Origin of the sequence: Streptomyces sp. NPDC050534 (genome assembly GCF_044457745.1) — a bacterium.
In the GTDB taxonomy this organism is placed as follows: domain Bacteria; phylum Actinomycetota; class Actinomycetes; order Streptomycetales; family Streptomycetaceae; genus Streptomyces.
Genome location: NZ_JBITHF010000011.1, coordinates 338,573 through 355,786, shown reverse-complemented (window position 1 = coordinate 355,786; position 17,214 = coordinate 338,573). Strand labels below are relative to the sequence as shown.

Genomic DNA, 17,214 nt, shown 5'->3' with positions numbered 1-17,214 from the left:
TCAGGTGCGGCAGACCGAACCGCACTTTGCTGAAGGGCCACGACGATGACCGATGACGCCTACCTCGTCCTGCTGGACGGCACGGCCGCGACGCTGGGCGTGCCTCCCGTGGCCGTCGGAGAACTGGCCTGCATGGAGACCCCCGCGGTCCGAGCGTGGCTCGGCGCTCAGGGTGTCACGGTGACCTCTTCCGAGCTGCGGCTGGTTTCGCCGGAGGAGACGGCGGCCATTCCCGAGGGCGCCGAGCGGCTGCCCGTGCCCCTCGGGGAGGAGGAACTCAGCCGCCTGCGTCACGAGATGGCGCCGCCGAGCGTCGCGCAGCTGGAGCAGGAGTTGCTGGCCTACCGTTCCTGCACCGACGGCCGGGGCGCTCTCCTGACCCGTGCCCTGGCTGCCGGGGTGCCGGCGCACCGCATCGCGGAGCTCACGGGTGAGGACCTTGCCTTCATCAAGGCGGAAGCCCACTAGAAGCCCGCCAGAAGCCCGCTAGCGCACGACCGTGGCAAGGACTTCGTTGAAGGCTTCCGTCGAGCTCGGGTGGGTCCAGATGGCATCGCGCAGGCCGCCGGCCGTCACGCCGGCGCGCATCGCCAGGGCCACGGTGTTGATCAGTTCCTGCGCGTCCACGCTGAGGAGCGCCGCGCCGAGGATCTCGTCGGTCTCGGCGTCCACGACGAACTTCATCATTCCGCGGACGTCGCCCACGATGCTGGCACGCGGCATGGCCATCAGCGCGGCGACGTCCTTGGCCGCCACGCGCACGGACCGCCCGAGGGCGTGTGCCTCCTTCTCCGTCATGCCCACCCGGGCGAGCGGCGGGGTCATGAAGAGGGTGTAGGGAACGGCGACGCGGTCGGCCGTGGACCGCTTGCCGTCGCCGGTGCCCATGATCTGGCCGGCGACGATGCGGTAGTCGTCGAGGGAGATGTAGGTGAACTGCGGTCCGCCGTTCACGTCTCCCACCGCGAAGATGTGCGGACGGCTGGTGCGCAGGTACTCGTCCACTTCGATCGCACCGCGCTCGTCCGTGCGCACGCCGGCGGCCTCCAGGCGTAGTCCGGCGGTGTGTGGCGCACGGCCGGTACCGACGAGGACCGCCTCCGCCTCGACGATGCCCCGTGTCCCGTCACGCGTCTCGTAATGGACGGTGGCAGCGGCGTCGGCGTCGGCGACTTCGGTGACGCGGGCTCCGGTGACGAAGGTGATGCCCTCCTCCCGGAGGATCGTCTCCGCGGCGCGGGCGACGTCTTCGTCTTCCCTGCGCAGGATTCGGTCGCCGCTCTCCAGGACGGTGACGGGAATCTCGTACCGGCTCAGCATCGCCGCGAATTCGATGCCCTGGTAGCCGCCACCGATGACGGCCACACGGCGCGGCATGTCGGCCGAGCGGACCAGGTCCGCGTTGGTGACGAGATGCGCGCTCCCCCGCAAGCCGGGGACGTCCGGGATCACGGGATCGGCCCCGGTGTTGATCACGATGGAGTCCGCGCTGATCTCGAGCCGGTCGGTGCCTGCCACGACCTCGACCCGCTTCTCGTCCAGGAAGGACGCCGTCCCGGTCAGCACGGTGACCGTGTCGAGGGTGTCGAGCATGCGGAAGTTCTTGTCCCGCATGGCCGACGTCATCGAGGCGGTCGACGCGATGGATGCGGCGTACCACGTGCCGGGGTCGACGTCTTCGGGTCTCCTGGAGGCGCGGTGGATGAGCGCCTTGGTCGGTACGCAGGCGATGTTGATGCAGGTTCCGCCGTACAGCAAGGCGTCCTGCTCCACCATCACCACGCGCTTGCCCGCGCGTCCCATGGCGGCCGCGAGCGTCTTGCCGCCCTTGCCGAAGCCGATCACCAGCAGGTCTGCGTGCAGTGCGTCCATGGATCTAGACTCGGCCGAGGCCGGCGATCCCACAAGTCAGAATTGGATCAATTTCCGTCGAGATGGGCTCATGGACGCGATCAGCACCCTCATCCGCATGGCCCGCCTGGAGGCCTCCGTCGACGTGCGCTGCCTTCTGACCGGCAGCCACATCCTGGACAACCCGCCCCGCCCGCCCGGAGAGGTGCCCTTCCACGTGCTGCTGGAGGGGAGTTGCGTGGCCGAGTCGGGCGGACACACCCTCGAACTGTCCGCGGGCGATGTCCTCGTGCTTCCCCGCGCCGGGCAGCACCGCCTGCGCGTGACCGCCCAGGTGCCTCCGGTGCGCGCCGAGCGGCGTGAAGGCGCCTCGGTGACCACCCTGCGCAGCGACGGCGTGCCCTCGGTGGACCTCTTCTGCGGCCACTACGCCTACCGGCCGGGCGCCGGGGCGCTCCTGTTCGACGGGCTCCCCGATGTGCTGCACGCCTCGTTCGGCATGGCCGCGAACTCTCCGCTGCGCCTGCTGGGCGCACTCATGCGCAACGAGGCGTCGATCGACGGTCCCGGCGCCGGCGCACTGCTTGCCTCACTCTGCGAGGCGCTTCTCGCCCTGGCCCTGCGCGAAGGCGGCACCGACGAGCGGCAGACCGCGGCCTTTTCGGGACCGTGGACGGCCGTGGTGGATCCGGGCCTGCAGGCCGTGGTCAACGCCGTGGTCCAGGAGCCGGGCCGGCCATGGACCCTGGCCGGCCTCGCCGGGGTCGCCGGCGTCTCCCGGGCCACCTTGGTGCGCCGTTTCTCCACCGCTACGGGCGTCGGCGTCGCCGAGTTCCTGGCGCGGACACGCATGACGGTGGCGGCGGACCTGCTCACCACCACCGCGCGCGGCCTCGACGACATCGCCGCGAGCGTCGGCTACCGCTCGGCGTCCGCCTTCGGCCGTGCCTTCAGGACCGTCACCGGCACCACACCCGCCCGGCTGCGGCGATCCGCGGCACGGCGCAGCCCTTGAGGAGTCGGTGCCGGGCGGCACCCTGACACCGACTCCCTTTCATACGGCCTTAGTTGAGCGCGAACTTCTGCGCGGCGGCGCCGTTGCAGTCCCAGATCTGCAGCCGCGTCCCGTTGGCGGTGGCGCCATCGGGCGAGTCCAGGCAGCGGCCGGACTGCGGGTTGAGCAGCGAACCGTCGCTCTGCTGCACCCACTTCTGGCCACCCACGCCGTTGCAGTCCCACAACTCGACCTTGGTCCCGTTGGCCGTACCGTTGCCGACGATGTCGAGGCACCGTCCGAGAGTCGACAGCGAGCTGTCGGAGCGGTGGTACCAGTGCTGATCGACCGCCCAGGACTGGCAGTCCCAGAGTTGTACGGCCGCGCCGTTGCCGCCGGTGTCGTCGGCGTCGACGTCCACGCACTTGCCGCCGGGGCCGAGGGCCGGGGCGCCGCCGTTCACCGCGAACTTCTGCGCGGCGGCGCCGTTGCAGTCCCAGATCTGCAGCCGTGTGCCGTTGGCGGTGGCGCCGCTCGGCGAGTCGAGGCAGCGGCCCGACTGCGGGTTACGCAGTGAACCGTCGCTCTGCTGCACCCACTTCTGGCCACCCACACCGTTGCAGTCCCACAACTCGACCTTGGTCCCGTTGGCCGTACCGTTGCCAACGATGTCGAGGCACTTGCCGATGGTGCTGAGGGAGCCGTCGGCGTTGTGCTGCCAGTGCTGGTCCTCGGCGTAGGTCTGGCAGTCCCAGAGCTGTACGGCGGTTCCGTTGCCGCCGGTGTCGTCGGCGGCGGCGTCGACGCACTTGCCGCCGGGTCCGGTGATCGTTCCCTGCGGCCCGTTGGGCACGTCCGTCTCGCCGGAGTAGCCGACGGAGACGGCGTTGGCCTGAACGGCGTTGTCGGCGGCGTCCGTCGGGTAGCCGGCGACCATGACGCCCTCGAAGAAGGTGCCGCGGTTGCGGTTGCTGTTGTCGCCGCCGGTACCGAGGATGATGCCGCCCTCCTGCTGCATGGGCCGGTAGCCGCCGCGTGTGGGCAGGGCGCCGTCCCACCAGGTCGACAGTCCGCCGGACTGCGAGTTGCCGCCCTTGAGGGCGTATCCGGTCTGTCCGTTGTTCTTCAGCACCGCCGTCACATAGGCGCTGTTGTTGCCCAGATTGGCGGTGTTGGAGCCGTTGTCGCCCTGGAACATGCCGTTCTCCATGTCGGCCTCGACCCAGGGTCCCGAGCCGGTGCACGGTGCGAAGTAGCACGTCGTCGCGATGCTCACGGCATCCATGTGGCCGTTGCCGGTGTCCGCCGGTGTGCTTTCCGCGTTGCCGTAGTCGAAACAGCAGTCGGAGCCGACGTGCGTACCGCTGGCCACCATGTAGGCGCCCTCGGGCCGGCCGTTGACGGCTACGCCGGAGGCCACGCCGGTGTAGCGGTAGCCGACGCCCGGCGAGATCCAGATGCCGTACACCTTGTGGCCGCCGGCCGTCACCGCGATCTCACTCGCGTCCGCCCCGCGGTCCGCGCCGCCCGCGGTGCCCGCCGGGCCGGGGAGGAGGTCGTTGTGCCGCGACGTCTGGTCGTAGACCTTCGAGACGCGGCATGTGGTGTTCTGGCAGAAGGTGTCCTGCTGGCCGGCGTTGGCGTAGCCGCCCTGGGACAGCAGGCCGATGTCCGCCTTGCCGCCGTCGGAGGCCCGGGTGACCTGGTAGAGCGGGCCGTTGTAGGACGACAGCAGGGCTCGCGTGGTGCTGTGCGCGGCGACGCACGGGGTGCCGGCGGCTCCGTAGATGTCGCACGGCAGTGAGCCGGCCGCCTGCGACGTCGTGGGCAGGCCGATGAGAAATGCGAGGACGAGTCCCAGTGTGGTCGCCGCGGCGGCCAGGCATCTCGCCGCCCGCCGCGTCACGCGTGGACCGCGTCTTAAAGCCGTCCGGCCGAGCGAACGTATTGATGTATACATGACAACCCTTTCCCGAGTTTCGTTTTCGCGCGCGAATTGCGTCATTGCCCATCCGTGCCGCCTGCAGTCGGCTCGGAAGTTACGCAATCTGTTGATACACGTCAATATTTGTTTCCTTGCTTTGAGTGGGCTTTTGCCCAGTGGTTCGAATGTGTTTGTTTCCGACCCGATTCTGCCGCGATCCTCACGCGTCACTCCGGTCCTCGGCCGCACCCTTCCGCATCCCGGCGGCGAAGGCCGTCGAGGACGACGTTCATCAGGGGCCGCGCCTTCGACCGCCATTCGTCCCGGTCCAGCCGACCGAGGTAGGCGATGAGCAGGAGGACCCCGCGGGCGTCCACGTCACCGCGGAGGGAACCGTCCGCCTTCCCCGCGTCCAGCAGGCGGCCGAGGGCGCCTTCGATGGGGCTCCGGCTGTGGTCGACGAGGTCCTGCCACGCCGACGGTTCCAGCGCCGCCAGCACGCCGTACTTGACCTCGGCATAGTCGATCACGCGGTCGAACCAGTGGCGCAGGGCCTCCACGGGCTCGTACTCCGCCAGCAGCGCGGAGGCGGCGGTCACGAGTTCGTCGACGTCCCGGCGGTAGACCTCGGCGAGCAGCGCTTCGCGGTTGGGGAAGTTCCGGTAGAGCGTTCCCTGTCCTACGCCGGCCCGTTTGGCGATCTCGTTGAGATGCACGTGGTCGGACTCGGCGAGGGCCGCGCGGGCGGCCTCGACGATGCGGGTCCGGTTCTCCATCGCGTCCGTCCGGCGCGCCGACGCACTCATGGGCCTCTCCTGATGGTCCGCCCCTGACAAGTGGACACGTGTCCGGTAGGGTGGACGACTCACCGGACACGTGTCCACTTTACCTGGAGGCAGTCGTGCTCTCACTTCACGACAAGGTCGTCGCCATCACCGGAGCGAGCGGCGGCATCGGCGAAGCCACGGCCCGTCTGCTCGCGGAGCGCGGCGCGACGGTGGTCCTCGCGGCACGCCGCAGCGAGCGCATCGACGCGATAGCGCGGGAGATCCGGGAGGCGGGGGGCCGCGCTGCCAGCTGCGTCGTCGACGTCACCGTCGCCGGGGACCTGCGCCGCCTGGTCGCCACCACCGTCGAGCGGTACGGCCGTATCGACGTACTGGTGAACAACGCCGGCATCGCACCGATCAGCCCACTGGCCGACCTCGACACCGAAGGCTGGTCGGCCATGATCGACGTCAACCTGCGCGGCATGCTGAACGGTGTCGCCGCCACGCTGCCCGTCTTCCGGGAGCAGGGATCGGGCCACCTGGTCAGCATCGTCTCCGTGGCCGGCCTGTCCGTGTCCCCCTCGATGGCCGTCTACGCCGCGACCAAGAACGCGGTCCGCACCGTCCACGAGGGACTGCGCAGGGAGTCCACCGACGGGGTGGTCCGCACGACGGCCATCTCCCCCGGGTACGTCCAGACCGACCTCGCCGACTCCATGGCGGACCCTCGTATCCGCGAGCAGACACGCGAGAACATGGCCGCAATGGGCATCCCCCCGGCGGCAGTTGCCCGCGCGGTCGCCTTCGCCGTCGAACAGCCGGCGGACGTCGAGATCGGCGAGATCAATGTCCGGCCCACCGTGCAGACGTGACGTCCGCTGTCGCGGGTGCACCGAGACGGCCGCCGCCATGGACGCGGCGGGCGTCAACTCGCCTTGAGGGCAACCACCGTGGCGTGCGTGCGGTCGTGCTCCGCGCGGGCCGATGCGAGGAGGCGCTGCCAGGAGGTGACGGTCGGGCGGCGGCGGAGCAGGGCCCGGCGTTCGCGTTCGGTCATGCCTCCCCAGACGCCGTGTTCGATGCGCTGGTCGAGGGCGTAGGCGAGACACTCGGTTCTCACTCCGCAGCCGCCGCACAGTGTCTTGGCGCGGTTCTGCGCGGTGCCTTCGACGAAGAGGTCGTCGGGGTCAGCCGTTCGACACAGCCCCTGTTCGCCCCAGTTGGTGTCCACCATCCGGTGATGCCGTCCTCTCCCCTGGCCTGCATGACGAATTGCCGTTTGCTGAAAGCAACAGGCATATGACATCACGCAGTTGAGGGAAACGTTCATTCATCTGCTGCGAGCGTCACACCTTCGGGTGAGCGGTGATTGCTTTCCACGCGCGGGGGCGCTAAGGGCGCCCCCTACCGGCGACAACCGAGGCCGGCGCGTGGTGCGTCAGCGTCTGCGCCAGTTCCAGCCGCTGCCGATTCCCGCCACGTGCAACGCCAGCGCGGTCAGCCCGAGAAGCATCACATTGGTCGAGGTGAAGGTGTCGTTGGTCGAGATGTCCGCCGCATTGATCAGGAAGGAGATGAAGAACAAGACCGCCGAGAGGATCGCCAGCATGATGTCCGTCCGTTCGTGAAGTCGGTGCGTACCGTGTGCGATCCGGATGCCCGCGACTGAGCCGAACACACGGGCGAGCGAGCCGGAAACCGTCGAATCCCTGGAACAACGGTTGTGGACCGTCGGCACACCTGCCACACCGTCAACATCCGAGGTCAGCGCATGGACCGGGCCTCACCAGGCAGTTCGTGGAAGCCGCTGCGCGCTTCCCGCCGCCCGCATAACGTGCGGAATCCCGAACCGCTCCCCCACGTTCCCCGCGGTCCGCACCTCTTGGGGCCCTCGACCTACCAGGAGATCTTGGGATGTCCTCCGACAGCTCCGACTTACCTTCCGGGTTCTGTCCGGCGCAGCACCGGCCCGCCCGGCACGCCTCCCCCTCCCCAGGTCCGCAGTCGTCCCGCCCGAGTGACGGGCGACGCCCTTTCCGCGCCCGTTCATGGACCGGTCCCCACCGCGATCTGCGACTGCTGCGCCGGGCGAGCCGTCGCCTGCGCCGCGTGGCGACGTTCGCCGCACTCGGCTACTTCGCCGTCTTCCTCACCCTGACCGTCGAGGTCCCCTCGGTCATGACCCGCCCCGCCCCCGGCGGCCTGCCCATCGGGCTGGTGCTCGCACTTGTCCAACTCCCCGTCACCTGGCTGGCGGTGGCCCTCTACGAGTTCATCGCGCGCCGGTACGTCGACCCGCTGGCCCGGCGCGTGCGCCGGCACGCGTACGGCGCCGTCGACGCGGAGCCGCGGTCATGACCGACTTCGACGGCACCGCGCAGTCCTGGTCACTCGTGGCGTTCTGCACGGTCGTCACCCTCACGCTGCTTCTGTGCGTGCTCACCGGCCCCGACCGCGACGACCTCGCCGAGTTCTACACCGGCTACCGCTCCCTGTCGCCCCTGCGCAACGGCCTGGCCATCGCCGGTGACTACATCTCCGCGGCCACCGTGCTCACCGTCGGCGGGATCATCGCGCTCTGCGGTTACGACGGTGTCGTACTGGCCCTGAGCACCTTGCTGTCCCTGCTGCTCCTGATGGTCCTGCTGGCCGAACCCCTGCACCACACCGGCAAATTCACCATGGGCGACGCACTCGGCCGACGGCTGCCCGGCCGCGCCGTGCGCGTCACGGCCTGCGCGGTCACCCTGGCCTCACTGGTGCCGATGATGGTCGTCCAACTCGCGGGCGTGGGGCAGTTGCTCGCGTACGTCCTCGGCTTCTCCGACAGTGCCATGCGGAGCGGCTGCGTCGTCGGGGCCGGAGCACTGATGATCACGTACGCGGCCATCGGGGGGATGCGGGGCACCGCCCTGATCCAGATCCTGAAGACGGTGATGCTGCTGGGCTCGGGGCTGATCGTCGCCACGCTCGTTCTGCACACCTTCGGCTGGAGCCCCCGGAACCTCTTCCAGGCCGCCGCACGGCGCAGCGGGGCAGGCGACGCCTTCCTGCGCTACGGCCTGCAGTTCGCGGGCGGGGCACACAGCGGTCTCGACATGGTCAGCACACAGTGCGCCATCGTGCTGGGGGGCGCCTGTCTGCCGCACGTCACCATGCGCATGTACAGCGCCGGCAGCGCACGCCAGGTGCGGCGCGCGATGAGCTGGGCGGTGTCCACCGTCGCCCTGTTCGTCGCCGTTGTCGTCGTCATCGCCGTCGGCGCCACGGCCCTCATCGGGCGGACCGGCGTCACCGCCGCCGACCCACGGGGCAACACCGCCTATCTGCTGGGCGCGCGTGCCGCGTTCGGGATGCAACTGTCGCATGCGGAAAGCCTGTTGTTCACCGCGGTCACCACAGCGATCTTCCTGACGCTGCTGGCCTCCGTGGCCAGCATGACGCTGGCCTGCGCCAACTCCCTGGCCCACGACGTCGCCGCCACCCGCCGTCCCACGACGCCGCAGCGGGAGACGGCACTGGCGCGTCTGGCCGCCCTGGCCGTGGGCGTCCCGGTGATCCTGCTGGCCGTCGTGGCGCAGCACCGCAGCCTCCAGCCGCTCGCCATCCTGTCGTTCTGCCTGGGCGCCTCCGCCATCGCGCCCGCGCTCGTCTACAGCCTCTTCTGGCGGCGCTACACACGCGCCGGCCTGCTGTGCACACTCATCGGCGGCAGCCTGAGCGTCCTCGTCCTCATCACCGGTACCAGCCTCGTCTCCGGAACTCCCCAATCGGCTTTCCCCGACGCCGACTTCAACTGGTTCCCCTTCACCACCACGGCCCTCGTCTCGGTACCGGCCGGCTTCCTGTGCGGCGTGCTGGGCACACTCCTGTCCCACCGAAGGACGGCCGTACGAGAACGGGACCGTTACGAGGCCGTCGAGCCCCTCCTGCTCGCCGGACCGTCACGGCGCGCGAGCCGATGACGCGACGGCCCGCAACCACCGCCATGTGTCCACAGAACGCTCGCTCTACACAACTCCCGCCACCACCACGACGATCAGCACCAGCACGATCAGCAGGAGCGCCACCTTCAGCAGACCGAACCGGCGGGCCGGCAGTGCGTCCTGCGGGGGCGGAGGCGGGGGCGGCACCACGGCCGGCACCGGTACCGGCCGCGGTGCGTTGAAGACGTCGTGACCGGTGAGCGCGGCCCGGTCGCACCAGGGGCAGGACGGCAGATGGGAGCCGTACGTGTGCAGCGGCCGGGCGGGGCACACCCGTATCCGCGTCCGCTCCCCGTCCAGTGCCCGCAGCCAGGCGTCCGCCGGCGGGCGGGCGGCGGGGGCCCGCACGCCGGGGCCGAACGCGGCGCGGGCCAGGGTGAGCAGGTCGGGCGGAAGCACCGACGGGTCGACCGTGCCGCGTGGCACGGTCACCAGCTCCGGGCGCACCACGTACGAGACGCTGGCGGCGATGTTGTCCTTCACGGTCGACTCGGAGGTGCTCTCGTGCGGCACGCCCCCGAAGGGGTGGTTGCCGGCGGTCAGCAGCTGGTAGACGAGCACGGCCAGGGCGAAGTCGTCGCTTGACCGGTTGGCGGGCGCGCCCGTCTGCCGCTCCGGGGCGGAGTAGTCGGTGGTGTGCATCAGGCACGGGAACGGCTCGCCCGTCGCGGGGTCGGTGAAGGCGATGGAGTCGCAGTCCAGGAAGGTGACGAAGCCGTTGGTGTCGACGACGACGTTGCTGCTGGAGAAGTCGCCGATGACGAGGTTGTCGTAGTGCATGCGCGCGGTCATGAAGGCGAGGTTCCAGGCGACGCCGAGCAGGAAGCGCCAGTCGGCCCGGTCGGGGAAGAGCCTCAGGCGCTGGGCGCGGGTGAACAGGCCCACCAGCTGGACGTGTTCAGGCTCGCCGAAGCGGTGCATGCCGTAGCCGAGGAACTCACCGCCGCTGCCGCGGGCGAGCGCGGTGGGCCAGGCCAGCTCCGGCGGCTGGAAGCAGTTGGTGGGGCGGGCGGCCAGCGGTGACATGGTCAGCATCCGGGCCAGCCGCCGTTCCTGGTCGGGGCCGGGCGGGTCGCGGTAGAGCTTGACGACAGTGCGGTGGTCGCCCTCGACCGGGAAGACGGCCGCCTGGCCGCCGCCCTTCAGCGGCGCCTCGGCGAGCACCACCGGCTTGCCGTCGAGATGGACCACCCGTCGGCTCATGAGCGTGGCCTGCGCACGGCTCGCAGCAGCGTCTTGTCGTCCGCGTTCAGCGCGGTCAGCCGGTCCGACCTGAGCAGCGCGGCGAGGCTGTCGTGCGCGCTGTCGGACACGGGCCCGGGGCCGTCCAGGGAACGGAAGACGGCGTCTGCGAAGGAGGCGTTGGGCGTGGGCGGGCCGTCGGCGGACCGGGAGAGCGCGGCCTGGGCGAGGCCGTCGGTGGACAGCAGGACGCCGTCGATGCCCGCGTCGCACACACAGTCGGTGTGCACCTGGCGGGCCGCGTCCGGCGAGGTGAGGAAGACGGTCTCGTTGCTGTACTCCCCGGTGGCGGGCGGCTGCGGCAGCAGATGGAACTGCCGTCGGCCGTCCTCGCTGCCGGCGCGCAGCACGACGAAGCCGTCACCGACGCTGAGATGGCCCAGCCAGCCCGGCGCGAGCACCACGACGGTGAGCGTGGTCGCGAAGTCCGCGGCGTCCGGGCCGGTGGTGTCCAGGAACACCTTGGTGACGTCGTGGAAGGCGTCCAGCAGCAGGTCGTGCACGCGCTCGCCGGGCGGCGCGTCGACGGCCGCGGCGGCCCGCCGTACGAAGTGCTCGCCGGCCAGGGCGACCGCGAGCCGTGAACCCTCCTCCGAGCGCGGCCGGCTGCCGGCGCCGTCCGCGACGGCCAGGACGGCGAGCGGCCCGGACTCGGTGTGCGCGCACGCGTCCTGGCAGGGTCGGCCGTCCCGGCGGTGCCGGTAGCCCTCGACGCTCATGCCGTGGATCCGCCAGCCGGCGCTGCCCTCGTCCATCGCCTAGCTCTCCCAGGCCGGACGCTGCGTCTTGAACTGGCTGAAGATCTTCTCGAAGACCTCGTCCCCGGCCCCCTTCTGCTCGGCGTTCGCGCTGGCCGACATCATCTGCAGCAGCTCGCGGAACGGGAACCCGTGGATGGTCGCGTTGAACTTCGGCGCGAACGCCCGCAGCACCTGCTCGCCCAGGTCGGTGATGCCGCCGACACCGATCGCGTACAGCCGGAAGCGGCGGGCACCCTGCTCCTCGGCCAGCACCGGCACCAGCCGCTGCCAGGCGTCGGTGCGCCGGCCCTGGGCGTCGGTCGGCAGCCCGTCGGTGACCAGGCAGATCTGCGGGCGGTAGTACTGAAGGCCGGAGGCGCGCAGTTCGGCCTTGCGGGCCGCGACGATGTGCATCGACAGCTCCAGGGCTTCCGTCATCAGGGTCACGCCCGTGGCACCCAGCATCGGCGGCCGGAACTGGTGCGCGGGCACGAACGGGCTCACCGGAGCTCCGGGGGCGAGCAGTTGGGGCCCTCGCCACGCGGCGACGGCCTGGCCGCCGAAGGTGACCACGGCGACCTCGACGCTGTAGCTGAGGGCGACGTCCTCGTGCAGTTCCCGGGTCCATTCCACGAGCGCGTTGTTGAGCGTCTGGATCGGCTGGCCCGCCATGGAGCTGGAGGTGTCCAGGCACAGCACCAGCGGCAGGCGCTGGGCGTTGTTCTCGAACTCGATGTCGGCGTACTCCGCCGGCAGGGTGGGCGGGTATTCGCTGGACATGGCGTCTCCTGGTGCGGCGGTGCTTCAACGGGCGTGGGTCTGCCGTCCGGTGGCGGGCGGGAAGGCGTACAGGAGGTCGGCGTCGCGATCCGGTCCGCCGGTGACGTCGACGCGCGCACCGGGCCCGGGCGGCGCCTGCCCGGGCTGCGCCCACACCGCCCGTCGGAGCACCCGGCCGATCTCGACGTATCCCTGGGGGTGCAGGTCGGTGCGTACGACGGCGGGGCGGGTGGGACCGTTTCGGGCTGCGGGACCACGGCTTTGTGCCGGGGCCGGGACGGTCCTGAGGCGGGTGGTCGGCTCGGCGGTGAGGTCGGGGGCCACGCCCCGGGGAACGCTTCGGGATGCGGCCAGGGCGGGGCGCGGGGCGCGGGAGCGGCGAACCGCGAGGACGAGGGCCGTGAGGAGAATGACGAGCAGAGCGCTCATGCCGTACAGGAGCCAGGTCTTGGCGCCGGTGCCCCGGTCGGCGGGAGTGACGGCGTACATGTACCTCCCCGTCACCTGCTCGGTGGTGATCAGCCGGCTGCCGGGGACCTGAGCCGGTTTGCCGGCAGCGGGCCCCACCACGTCGCACAGATCCTTGTAGGCCCGGGAGCAGGCGCCGGCGCGCTCCAGTTCGGTGACGGTGCCGTGCGACAACCGGTCGATCCTGGCGTCCGGGTCGACGACGCGGCGCCCGGCGAGCACGAGCAGGACCGTTCCACCCTCACCGGTGGAGACCCCGGTCGGCACCAGGACCTCCAGATTGCCCCGGTCCCGCACGGCGCTGCGGACGGCGGCCCGGCGGTCCTTTGCGCTGCCGTCCAGGGACACCACGCGGTCGACCGTGACGGTGACCGTCCCGCCGCCGAGCCGACGGGACCAGCAGGCAAGCCTGGCCGAGAAATCCCCGTCGCACGAGCCGTCGGCCCCGGCCGGCCCCGGCGTCAGCACCGCGAAGAAAATCCCGAGAAGCATGGTGAAACAGAGTGAACGCCTCATGGACAACCCCCCGTGGCCTGAAAAGACCCGTGCCCATAGTGAGGGCAATACGCCCTTACCCGAAAGGGGTTGAGAGCCCTCACGGCCATCACTTCTAAAGCTTGAACACCTGATGGCAACGGGTGAACATCTGCCGCGCCCGTTCCACCCAGTCACTGGCCAGAGCATCGAAGTCCGCCTGGGTGACACGGCAGGTCAGCGGCAGGTTGCACACCCCGGCGAGACAGGGGCGCGGTCCTCGGACGTCCCATACGGAGAGCATCGGATTCAGCTGTTCGGTGTTCCACGCGTTCGACGCGGCGGCGGCGACGGCCAGTTGGTCATGGCGCAGGAAATGACCGTCGGTGACAAAGGCGACGAGGAGCCGTTTGGTGGTCATGAATCTGACCGTGAGGGTACGGCCCGTTTCCTTGAGGTCGAATTGGAGGGACATGGAGTCGGTGTCCGCCACGGCGCGGTAATTCCTGTCGACTCCCCATCTCTGCACCAACTGCCGCCAGTGCGTGCCGATTTCGTGCACGGGTGAGGGCGACGGCTCAGAGGGTGGCACGGCCCACCGCCCGGGCGACCATCTCGTCGGTCAGGCCGGCGTCCAGGAGCGCCTGGGCGTGCAGCAGCAGACAGGAGGGAACGGACACGCTCGCACCGGAGTCGCGGCGGGCGGCCAGTTCACCCACCCGGATCTCGATCGTGCGCCGCACCTTGGGCGGGGGCCACGACGGCGGTGGCCCGCTCTCCTCGATCAGTCCGGCCAGCAGCTCGCCGAGTCCGGGCCGGTCCTCGGGCCGTTTCGCCAGACAGCGCGAGATCAGGGGCCGCAGGCCCTGCGGTACGGCGTCGAGGCGCGGTGGGCCGAACACGACCTGGTAGCGCACCGAGTCCCCCGCCCCGTGCGGCGGCCGGCCCGTCAGGGCGTAGACCAGGACCCCGCCGAGGGAGAAGACGTCGGTGGGCGGGCCGACGGGCCCGCCCTTCATCTGCTCGGGCGACATGAAGGACGGTGTGCCGACGACGAGACCGGCCTGGGTGAGCCCGGGGGAGCCGTCGACGCGGGAGATCCCGAAGTCGATGACGCGCGGCCCGTCCGACGCCAGCAGCACGTTGGCCGGCTTGAGGTCGCGGTGCACGACACCGGCCGCGTGCACCGCCTGCAGCGCCTCGACCAGGAAGGCGCCGAGCCGGCGTGCCTGTTCCTCGGGCAGCGGCCCGTCCGTGCGGACCGCCTCCGCCAGCGACGGGCCGGGGACGTACAGCGTGGCCAGCCACGGCAGTTCGGCGTCGGTGTCGGCGTCGACAACGGCCGCCGTGTACGCGCCGCTGACGACCCGGGCGGCCGCGACCTCGCGGGCGAAGCGTTCGCGGAACTCGGGCTCCGCCGCGAGTTCGGGGCGCACCACCTTCACCGCCACCTCGCGTCCGGCCGGCGACCGCCCGAGATAGACCCAGCCCATGCCGCCGGAGCCCAGCCGCCCCACGATGCGGTACGGCCCCACCTTCATGGGATCGCTGACCGGTGTGCGCATCCCGCTCACCTCATTTCGGGGTTCGTTGCAGGATGTCCCGAGTCTCCCGCGAAATCCCGGTCCGCACAGAGGTGATGCGCGAATTGACGAAAGCGGTCACCAGGTGGGGATCATGCCGCCGTCGATCACGAAATCGCTTCCGGTGATGTTGGCCGAACGGTCACCGGCCAGGAACACGGCCAGTTCCGCCACCTCCCGCGGCTTGGTGAAGCGGCCGGTGAGCATGGACGACTTGGCGCCGGCCACGATGTCCTCGGGCCTGCCGCCCATCGCGGCCGACACCGTGTCGGCCACTCCTCCCCCGCCGAGCCACAGATCCGTCTCCACCGGCCCCGGGCTCACCGTGTTGAGGCGGACGCCCTTGGGACCGACCTCCTTGGAGAGGGCCTTGGAGAAGGCGACGAGGGCGGCCTTGCCCGCGCTGTAGTCGATCACGAGCGGGTCGGGCAGGGTGGCGTTGACCGAGGCGATCGTGACGATGGAGCCACGGCCCCCCTCGAGCATCACCGGCAGGGCGGCTCGCGTGACCCGCACGGCCGCGAGGAGGTTCAGGTCGAGGGTGCGCTGCCACTCCTCGTCGGTCACCGTGAGGAAGCCGCCGGTGCGGGGCGGCGCCGTACCGACGTTGTTGACGAGGATGTCCACGCGTCCCTGCGCGGCCTCGATCAGCCGCTCGGCGGCGGCCGGCTCGCCCAGGTCGACGGGCACCCAGGTCACCGAGCCCCCCTCGACCAGGACGTCCAGCTCCTTCGACGACGTACGGGACCCGGCGACGACGGATGCTCCGGCTTCGGTGAGGGCCTCGGTCACCGCCAGTCCGATGCCCTTGCTCGCGCCCGTGACGACGGCGGTTCTGCCCTGAAGTTCGCTGCCCATGACATCGGCTCCTTGGAAGGGGGCGGGACGCGGCCGACGAACGGCGCGGCCTGGCACCCACGGTGCCAGGCCCGTACCGGCTCCGCAGGGCGAACGGGTCACCCCGCTCACCCCACTGCGTCCGCCCGGCGGGAGTTCGTGCCCCCGCCGCGGCCCGATGTCATGCGCCACCGCGGACGGCGCCTCCACCCGTCGTCGGCGAGGCCCGTTCCACGTCCTTGCGGGATCAGCCGAGGATGCGGCGCTTCTGCTCCTCGAACTCCGCTTCGGTCAGAACGCCTTGCGCCTTCAGCTCGCCCAGCTGCTTGAGCTGCGCGATCTTGTCGTTCATATCGCTTGAGGGCGCGGCGGCAGGCGGCGCCTGCTGGGGAGGTGCCTGCTGCTGCTGTTGTTGTCCACTGTCCTGCTGCGCCCACCGTCCGGCCTGGCGCCGCGAAACGCGGTTCGACACGGCCGTGGCGGTGCCGGCGACGACAGCGGTGCGCGCGACACCGCGAAGCAGTCCGGGCATGTCCACTCATCTCCCAGGGGTGTGTGGCCCGCAGGCACAGGGATACGGTGCCGCGGGCTCGGGTCTCGGATCAGGCGATCGCGGATCCCGCTCCTGACGGCGAGGTCTCGATCGCCTCCAAGGAGGCCAGCAGGGCCTGGACCGGGATGCGTCCGCTCGCCACCATCTGGGCGCCGCCCCGCCTCAGCGCACGGGCCAGCGGCGCCGCCCACAGGTTCTCGTAGACCAGGAGCGCCGCGGAGTTCCCCGGCTGCACCGCGTGGCCGGCTTCCATGATGTCGTCGTCGCCCATCAGGCCGGAGGAGGCTCCTTCGAAGACCGTCAGATCGGCCTCGTCCCCCGCGTCCTTGAGCTCCATGACCGAGACCGTGCCGTCCTCGTCCTTGCGCACGAAGAGAAAGTCGAGAATACGGACGATGCCGCGGTCCACCAGATCGACGAGCAGCGGCAACCCCTCACCCGTCATCCGATTGCCGGGGAACTCGACGACCAGATAGTCGACGGGCCCCATTTCTTCCAGGTCGTCCTTCATGGTCACTCCTGACTTTCGGTACGGGACCGACGGCCGGCGCGGGCCGGTATGCGGCAGCTCACCAGCGCCGGGCCGCGGATCAGTCGCTGTCGTCCAGCAGACCGAACGCCTCGGCGATCTTGCCGGCCGCCGAGACGATACGAGCGCTGCCGACCACCGGGGCGATCGCGATCAGCGTGCCCTGCACCTTCTCCCAGGGAACGCCGCTCTCGGCGGCAGCACCCACGTTGAGCAGATAGCTCGAGGGCGCGGCGTCCGTGGCGACCAGCGCGGCGATCCGCGCCAGCAGATACGTCTCCGTGTCCAGACCGGACCTCTCGAAGGTGTCGAGCTGCATCTGGACCAGCGTTTCGAACACCGGGGCGTCGGCCTCGGCCAGGCTCCCGATATTCCGTTCCGCGGTCGTCTCCCCAGCCATGTCGGCGCTCCTTTCGCTCCCGTCGCCTGCTCATGCTCACGCAACCGGGACGGGGGCGGCATCACCCATGGCGGGTGGTCCGA

Annotated in this window: 20 protein-coding genes; 5 read left to right on the top strand and 15 right to left on the bottom strand. The window is 70.6% G+C overall.

From position 1 onward, the window contains the following. Positions 1-45: 45 nt before the first annotated feature. Positions 46-468 (top strand): DUF6003 family protein, encoded by a 423-nt coding sequence (locus tag ACIBN2_RS33690; RefSeq protein ID WP_399140146.1) that lies wholly within the window; start codon positions 46-48, stop codon positions 466-468. A gap of 18 nt (positions 469-486) precedes the next feature. Here ACIBN2_RS33690 and ACIBN2_RS33685 read toward each other — a convergent pair whose 3' ends face one another. Next, entirely contained in the window at positions 487-1,872 is a 1,386-nt protein-coding gene (locus ACIBN2_RS33685; protein WP_399140144.1) for an FAD-dependent oxidoreductase, read from the bottom strand. A gap of 70 nt (positions 1,873-1,942) precedes the next feature. On the opposite strand from ACIBN2_RS33685, the gene ACIBN2_RS33680 reads away from it, so the two are divergent. Beyond that, positions 1,943-2,866 (top strand): AraC family transcriptional regulator, encoded by a 924-nt coding sequence (locus ACIBN2_RS33680; protein WP_399140142.1) that lies wholly within the window; start codon positions 1,943-1,945, stop codon positions 2,864-2,866. A gap of 49 nt (positions 2,867-2,915) precedes the next feature. Here the strand turns inward: ACIBN2_RS33680 and ACIBN2_RS33675 are convergent, their stop codons facing one another. Then, entirely contained in the window at positions 2,916-4,805 is a 1,890-nt protein-coding gene (locus ACIBN2_RS33675) for an arabinofuranosidase catalytic domain-containing protein (RefSeq protein ID WP_399140253.1), read from the bottom strand. A gap of 191 nt (positions 4,806-4,996) precedes the next feature. Beyond that, the gene (locus tag ACIBN2_RS33670) at positions 4,997-5,575 is read right to left on the bottom strand and encodes a TetR/AcrR family transcriptional regulator (RefSeq protein ID WP_399140140.1); all 579 of its coding nucleotides are present in this window, start codon (positions 5,573-5,575) and stop codon (positions 4,997-4,999) included. Between the two features lie 95 nt (positions 5,576-5,670). Here ACIBN2_RS33670 and ACIBN2_RS33665 point away from each other — a divergent pair, with 95 nt between their 5' ends. Further along, the gene (locus ACIBN2_RS33665) at positions 5,671-6,411 is read left to right on the top strand and encodes an SDR family oxidoreductase (RefSeq protein WP_399140139.1); all 741 of its coding nucleotides are present in this window, start codon (positions 5,671-5,673) and stop codon (positions 6,409-6,411) included. Between the two features lie 53 nt (positions 6,412-6,464). Here ACIBN2_RS33665 and ACIBN2_RS33660 read toward each other — a convergent pair whose 3' ends face one another. Both ACIBN2_RS33660 and ACIBN2_RS33655 read right to left on the bottom strand, forming a co-directional pair. Then, positions 6,465-6,773, bottom strand: a complete 309-nt coding sequence (locus tag ACIBN2_RS33660) for a WhiB family transcriptional regulator (RefSeq protein WP_399140137.1) — start codon at positions 6,771-6,773, stop codon at positions 6,465-6,467. Positions 6,774-6,977: 204 nt separating this feature from the next. After that, positions 6,978-7,286 carry a hypothetical protein gene (locus ACIBN2_RS33655; RefSeq protein WP_399140255.1) on the bottom strand — a complete coding sequence of 103 codons (309 nt, stop codon included), beginning with the start codon at positions 7,284-7,286 and terminating at the stop codon, positions 6,978-6,980. Between the two features lie 167 nt (positions 7,287-7,453). Here ACIBN2_RS33655 and ACIBN2_RS33650 point away from each other — a divergent pair, with 167 nt between their 5' ends. Together ACIBN2_RS33650 and ACIBN2_RS33645 are read left to right on the top strand one after the other, a co-directional pair. Next, the gene (locus ACIBN2_RS33650) at positions 7,454-7,897 is read left to right on the top strand and encodes a DUF485 domain-containing protein (protein ID WP_399140135.1); all 444 of its coding nucleotides are present in this window, start codon (positions 7,454-7,456) and stop codon (positions 7,895-7,897) included. After that, a complete protein-coding gene (locus tag ACIBN2_RS33645; protein ID WP_399140133.1) occupies positions 7,894-9,504 on the top strand; it encodes a cation acetate symporter in 1,611 nt (536 codons plus the stop codon). The genes ACIBN2_RS33650 and ACIBN2_RS33645 overlap by 4 nt, the downstream gene beginning before the upstream one ends. Before the next feature lie 45 nt (positions 9,505-9,549). On the opposite strand, the gene ACIBN2_RS33640 is transcribed toward ACIBN2_RS33645, so the two are convergent. From ACIBN2_RS33640 to ACIBN2_RS33595, 10 genes are all read right to left on the bottom strand, one after another. After that, entirely contained in the window at positions 9,550-10,728 is a 1,179-nt protein-coding gene (locus ACIBN2_RS33640) for a hypothetical protein (protein ID WP_399140131.1), read from the bottom strand. Beyond that, positions 10,725-11,522, bottom strand: coding sequence for a PP2C family serine/threonine-protein phosphatase (locus ACIBN2_RS33635; protein ID WP_399140130.1), 798 nt, complete (start codon positions 11,520-11,522; stop codon positions 10,725-10,727). Before ACIBN2_RS33635 ends, ACIBN2_RS33640 begins: the two co-directional genes overlap by 4 nt. Before the next feature lie 3 nt (positions 11,523-11,525). Continuing rightward, complete coding sequence (locus tag ACIBN2_RS33630) at positions 11,526-12,287, bottom strand: hypothetical protein (RefSeq protein ID WP_399140128.1); 762 nt, start codon at positions 12,285-12,287, stop codon at positions 11,526-11,528. 24 nt (positions 12,288-12,311) lie between these two features. Then, a complete protein-coding gene (locus ACIBN2_RS33625) occupies positions 12,312-13,247 on the bottom strand; it encodes a hypothetical protein (RefSeq protein ID WP_399140127.1) in 936 nt (311 codons plus the stop codon). Positions 13,248-13,365: 118 nt separating this feature from the next. After that, positions 13,366-13,722, bottom strand: coding sequence for a hypothetical protein (locus ACIBN2_RS33620; RefSeq protein ID WP_399140125.1), 357 nt, complete (start codon positions 13,720-13,722; stop codon positions 13,366-13,368). 85 nt (positions 13,723-13,807) lie between these two features. Next, positions 13,808-14,794 carry a serine/threonine-protein kinase gene (locus tag ACIBN2_RS33615; RefSeq protein ID WP_399140123.1) on the bottom strand — a complete coding sequence of 329 codons (987 nt, stop codon included), beginning with the start codon at positions 14,792-14,794 and terminating at the stop codon, positions 13,808-13,810. Positions 14,795-14,890: 96 nt separating this feature from the next. After that, the gene (locus ACIBN2_RS33610; RefSeq protein ID WP_399140121.1) at positions 14,891-15,670 is read right to left on the bottom strand and encodes an oxidoreductase; all 780 of its coding nucleotides are present in this window, start codon (positions 15,668-15,670) and stop codon (positions 14,891-14,893) included. A 226-nt stretch (positions 15,671-15,896) separates the two neighbouring features. Next, the gene (locus ACIBN2_RS33605; RefSeq protein ID WP_399140119.1) at positions 15,897-16,181 is read right to left on the bottom strand and encodes an SHOCT domain-containing protein; all 285 of its coding nucleotides are present in this window, start codon (positions 16,179-16,181) and stop codon (positions 15,897-15,899) included. Between the two features lie 70 nt (positions 16,182-16,251). Continuing rightward, positions 16,252-16,713, bottom strand: a complete 462-nt coding sequence (locus tag ACIBN2_RS33600; protein ID WP_399140117.1) for a DUF6325 family protein — start codon at positions 16,711-16,713, stop codon at positions 16,252-16,254. A gap of 79 nt (positions 16,714-16,792) precedes the next feature. After that, positions 16,793-17,131 carry a carboxymuconolactone decarboxylase family protein gene (locus ACIBN2_RS33595; RefSeq protein ID WP_399140115.1) on the bottom strand — a complete coding sequence of 113 codons (339 nt, stop codon included), beginning with the start codon at positions 17,129-17,131 and terminating at the stop codon, positions 16,793-16,795. Positions 17,132-17,214: the final 83 nt, after the last annotated feature.

Bases quoted from the DNA above. Each gene is read 5' to 3' on its own strand.
- ACIBN2_RS33690 (WP_399140146.1), top strand. From the start codon at position 46: ATGACCGATGACGCCTACCTCGTCCTGCTGGACGGCACGGCCGCGACG.
- ACIBN2_RS33685 (WP_399140144.1), bottom strand. From the start codon at position 1,872: ATGGACGCACTGCACGCAGACCTGCTGGTGATCGGCTTCGGCAAGGGC.
- ACIBN2_RS33680 (WP_399140142.1), top strand. From the start codon at position 1,943: ATGGACGCGATCAGCACCCTCATCCGCATGGCCCGCCTGGAGGCCTCC.
- ACIBN2_RS33675 (WP_399140253.1), bottom strand. From the start codon at position 4,805: ATGTATACATCAATACGTTCGCTCGGCCGGACGGCTTTAAGACGCGGT.
- ACIBN2_RS33670 (WP_399140140.1), bottom strand. From the start codon at position 5,575: ATGAGTGCGTCGGCGCGCCGGACGGACGCGATGGAGAACCGGACCCGC.
- ACIBN2_RS33660 (WP_399140137.1), bottom strand. From the start codon at position 6,773: ATGGTGGACACCAACTGGGGCGAACAGGGGCTGTGTCGAACGGCTGAC.
- ACIBN2_RS33650 (WP_399140135.1), top strand. From the start codon at position 7,454: ATGTCCTCCGACAGCTCCGACTTACCTTCCGGGTTCTGTCCGGCGCAG.
- ACIBN2_RS33645 (WP_399140133.1), top strand. From the start codon at position 7,894: ATGACCGACTTCGACGGCACCGCGCAGTCCTGGTCACTCGTGGCGTTC.
- ACIBN2_RS33640 (WP_399140131.1), bottom strand. From the start codon at position 10,728: ATGAGCCGACGGGTGGTCCATCTCGACGGCAAGCCGGTGGTGCTCGCC.
- ACIBN2_RS33635 (WP_399140130.1), bottom strand. From the start codon at position 11,522: ATGGACGAGGGCAGCGCCGGCTGGCGGATCCACGGCATGAGCGTCGAG.
- ACIBN2_RS33630 (WP_399140128.1), bottom strand. From the start codon at position 12,287: ATGTCCAGCGAATACCCGCCCACCCTGCCGGCGGAGTACGCCGACATC.
- ACIBN2_RS33625 (WP_399140127.1), bottom strand. From the start codon at position 13,247: ATGCTTCTCGGGATTTTCTTCGCGGTGCTGACGCCGGGGCCGGCCGGG.
- ACIBN2_RS33615 (WP_399140123.1), bottom strand. From the start codon at position 14,794: ATGCGCACACCGGTCAGCGATCCCATGAAGGTGGGGCCGTACCGCATC.
- ACIBN2_RS33610 (WP_399140121.1), bottom strand. From the start codon at position 15,670: ATGGGCAGCGAACTTCAGGGCAGAACCGCCGTCGTCACGGGCGCGAGC.
- ACIBN2_RS33605 (WP_399140119.1), bottom strand. From the start codon at position 16,181: ATGCCCGGACTGCTTCGCGGTGTCGCGCGCACCGCTGTCGTCGCCGGC.
- ACIBN2_RS33600 (WP_399140117.1), bottom strand. From the start codon at position 16,713: ATGAAGGACGACCTGGAAGAAATGGGGCCCGTCGACTATCTGGTCGTC.
- ACIBN2_RS33595 (WP_399140115.1), bottom strand. From the start codon at position 17,131: ATGGCTGGGGAGACGACCGCGGAACGGAATATCGGGAGCCTGGCCGAG.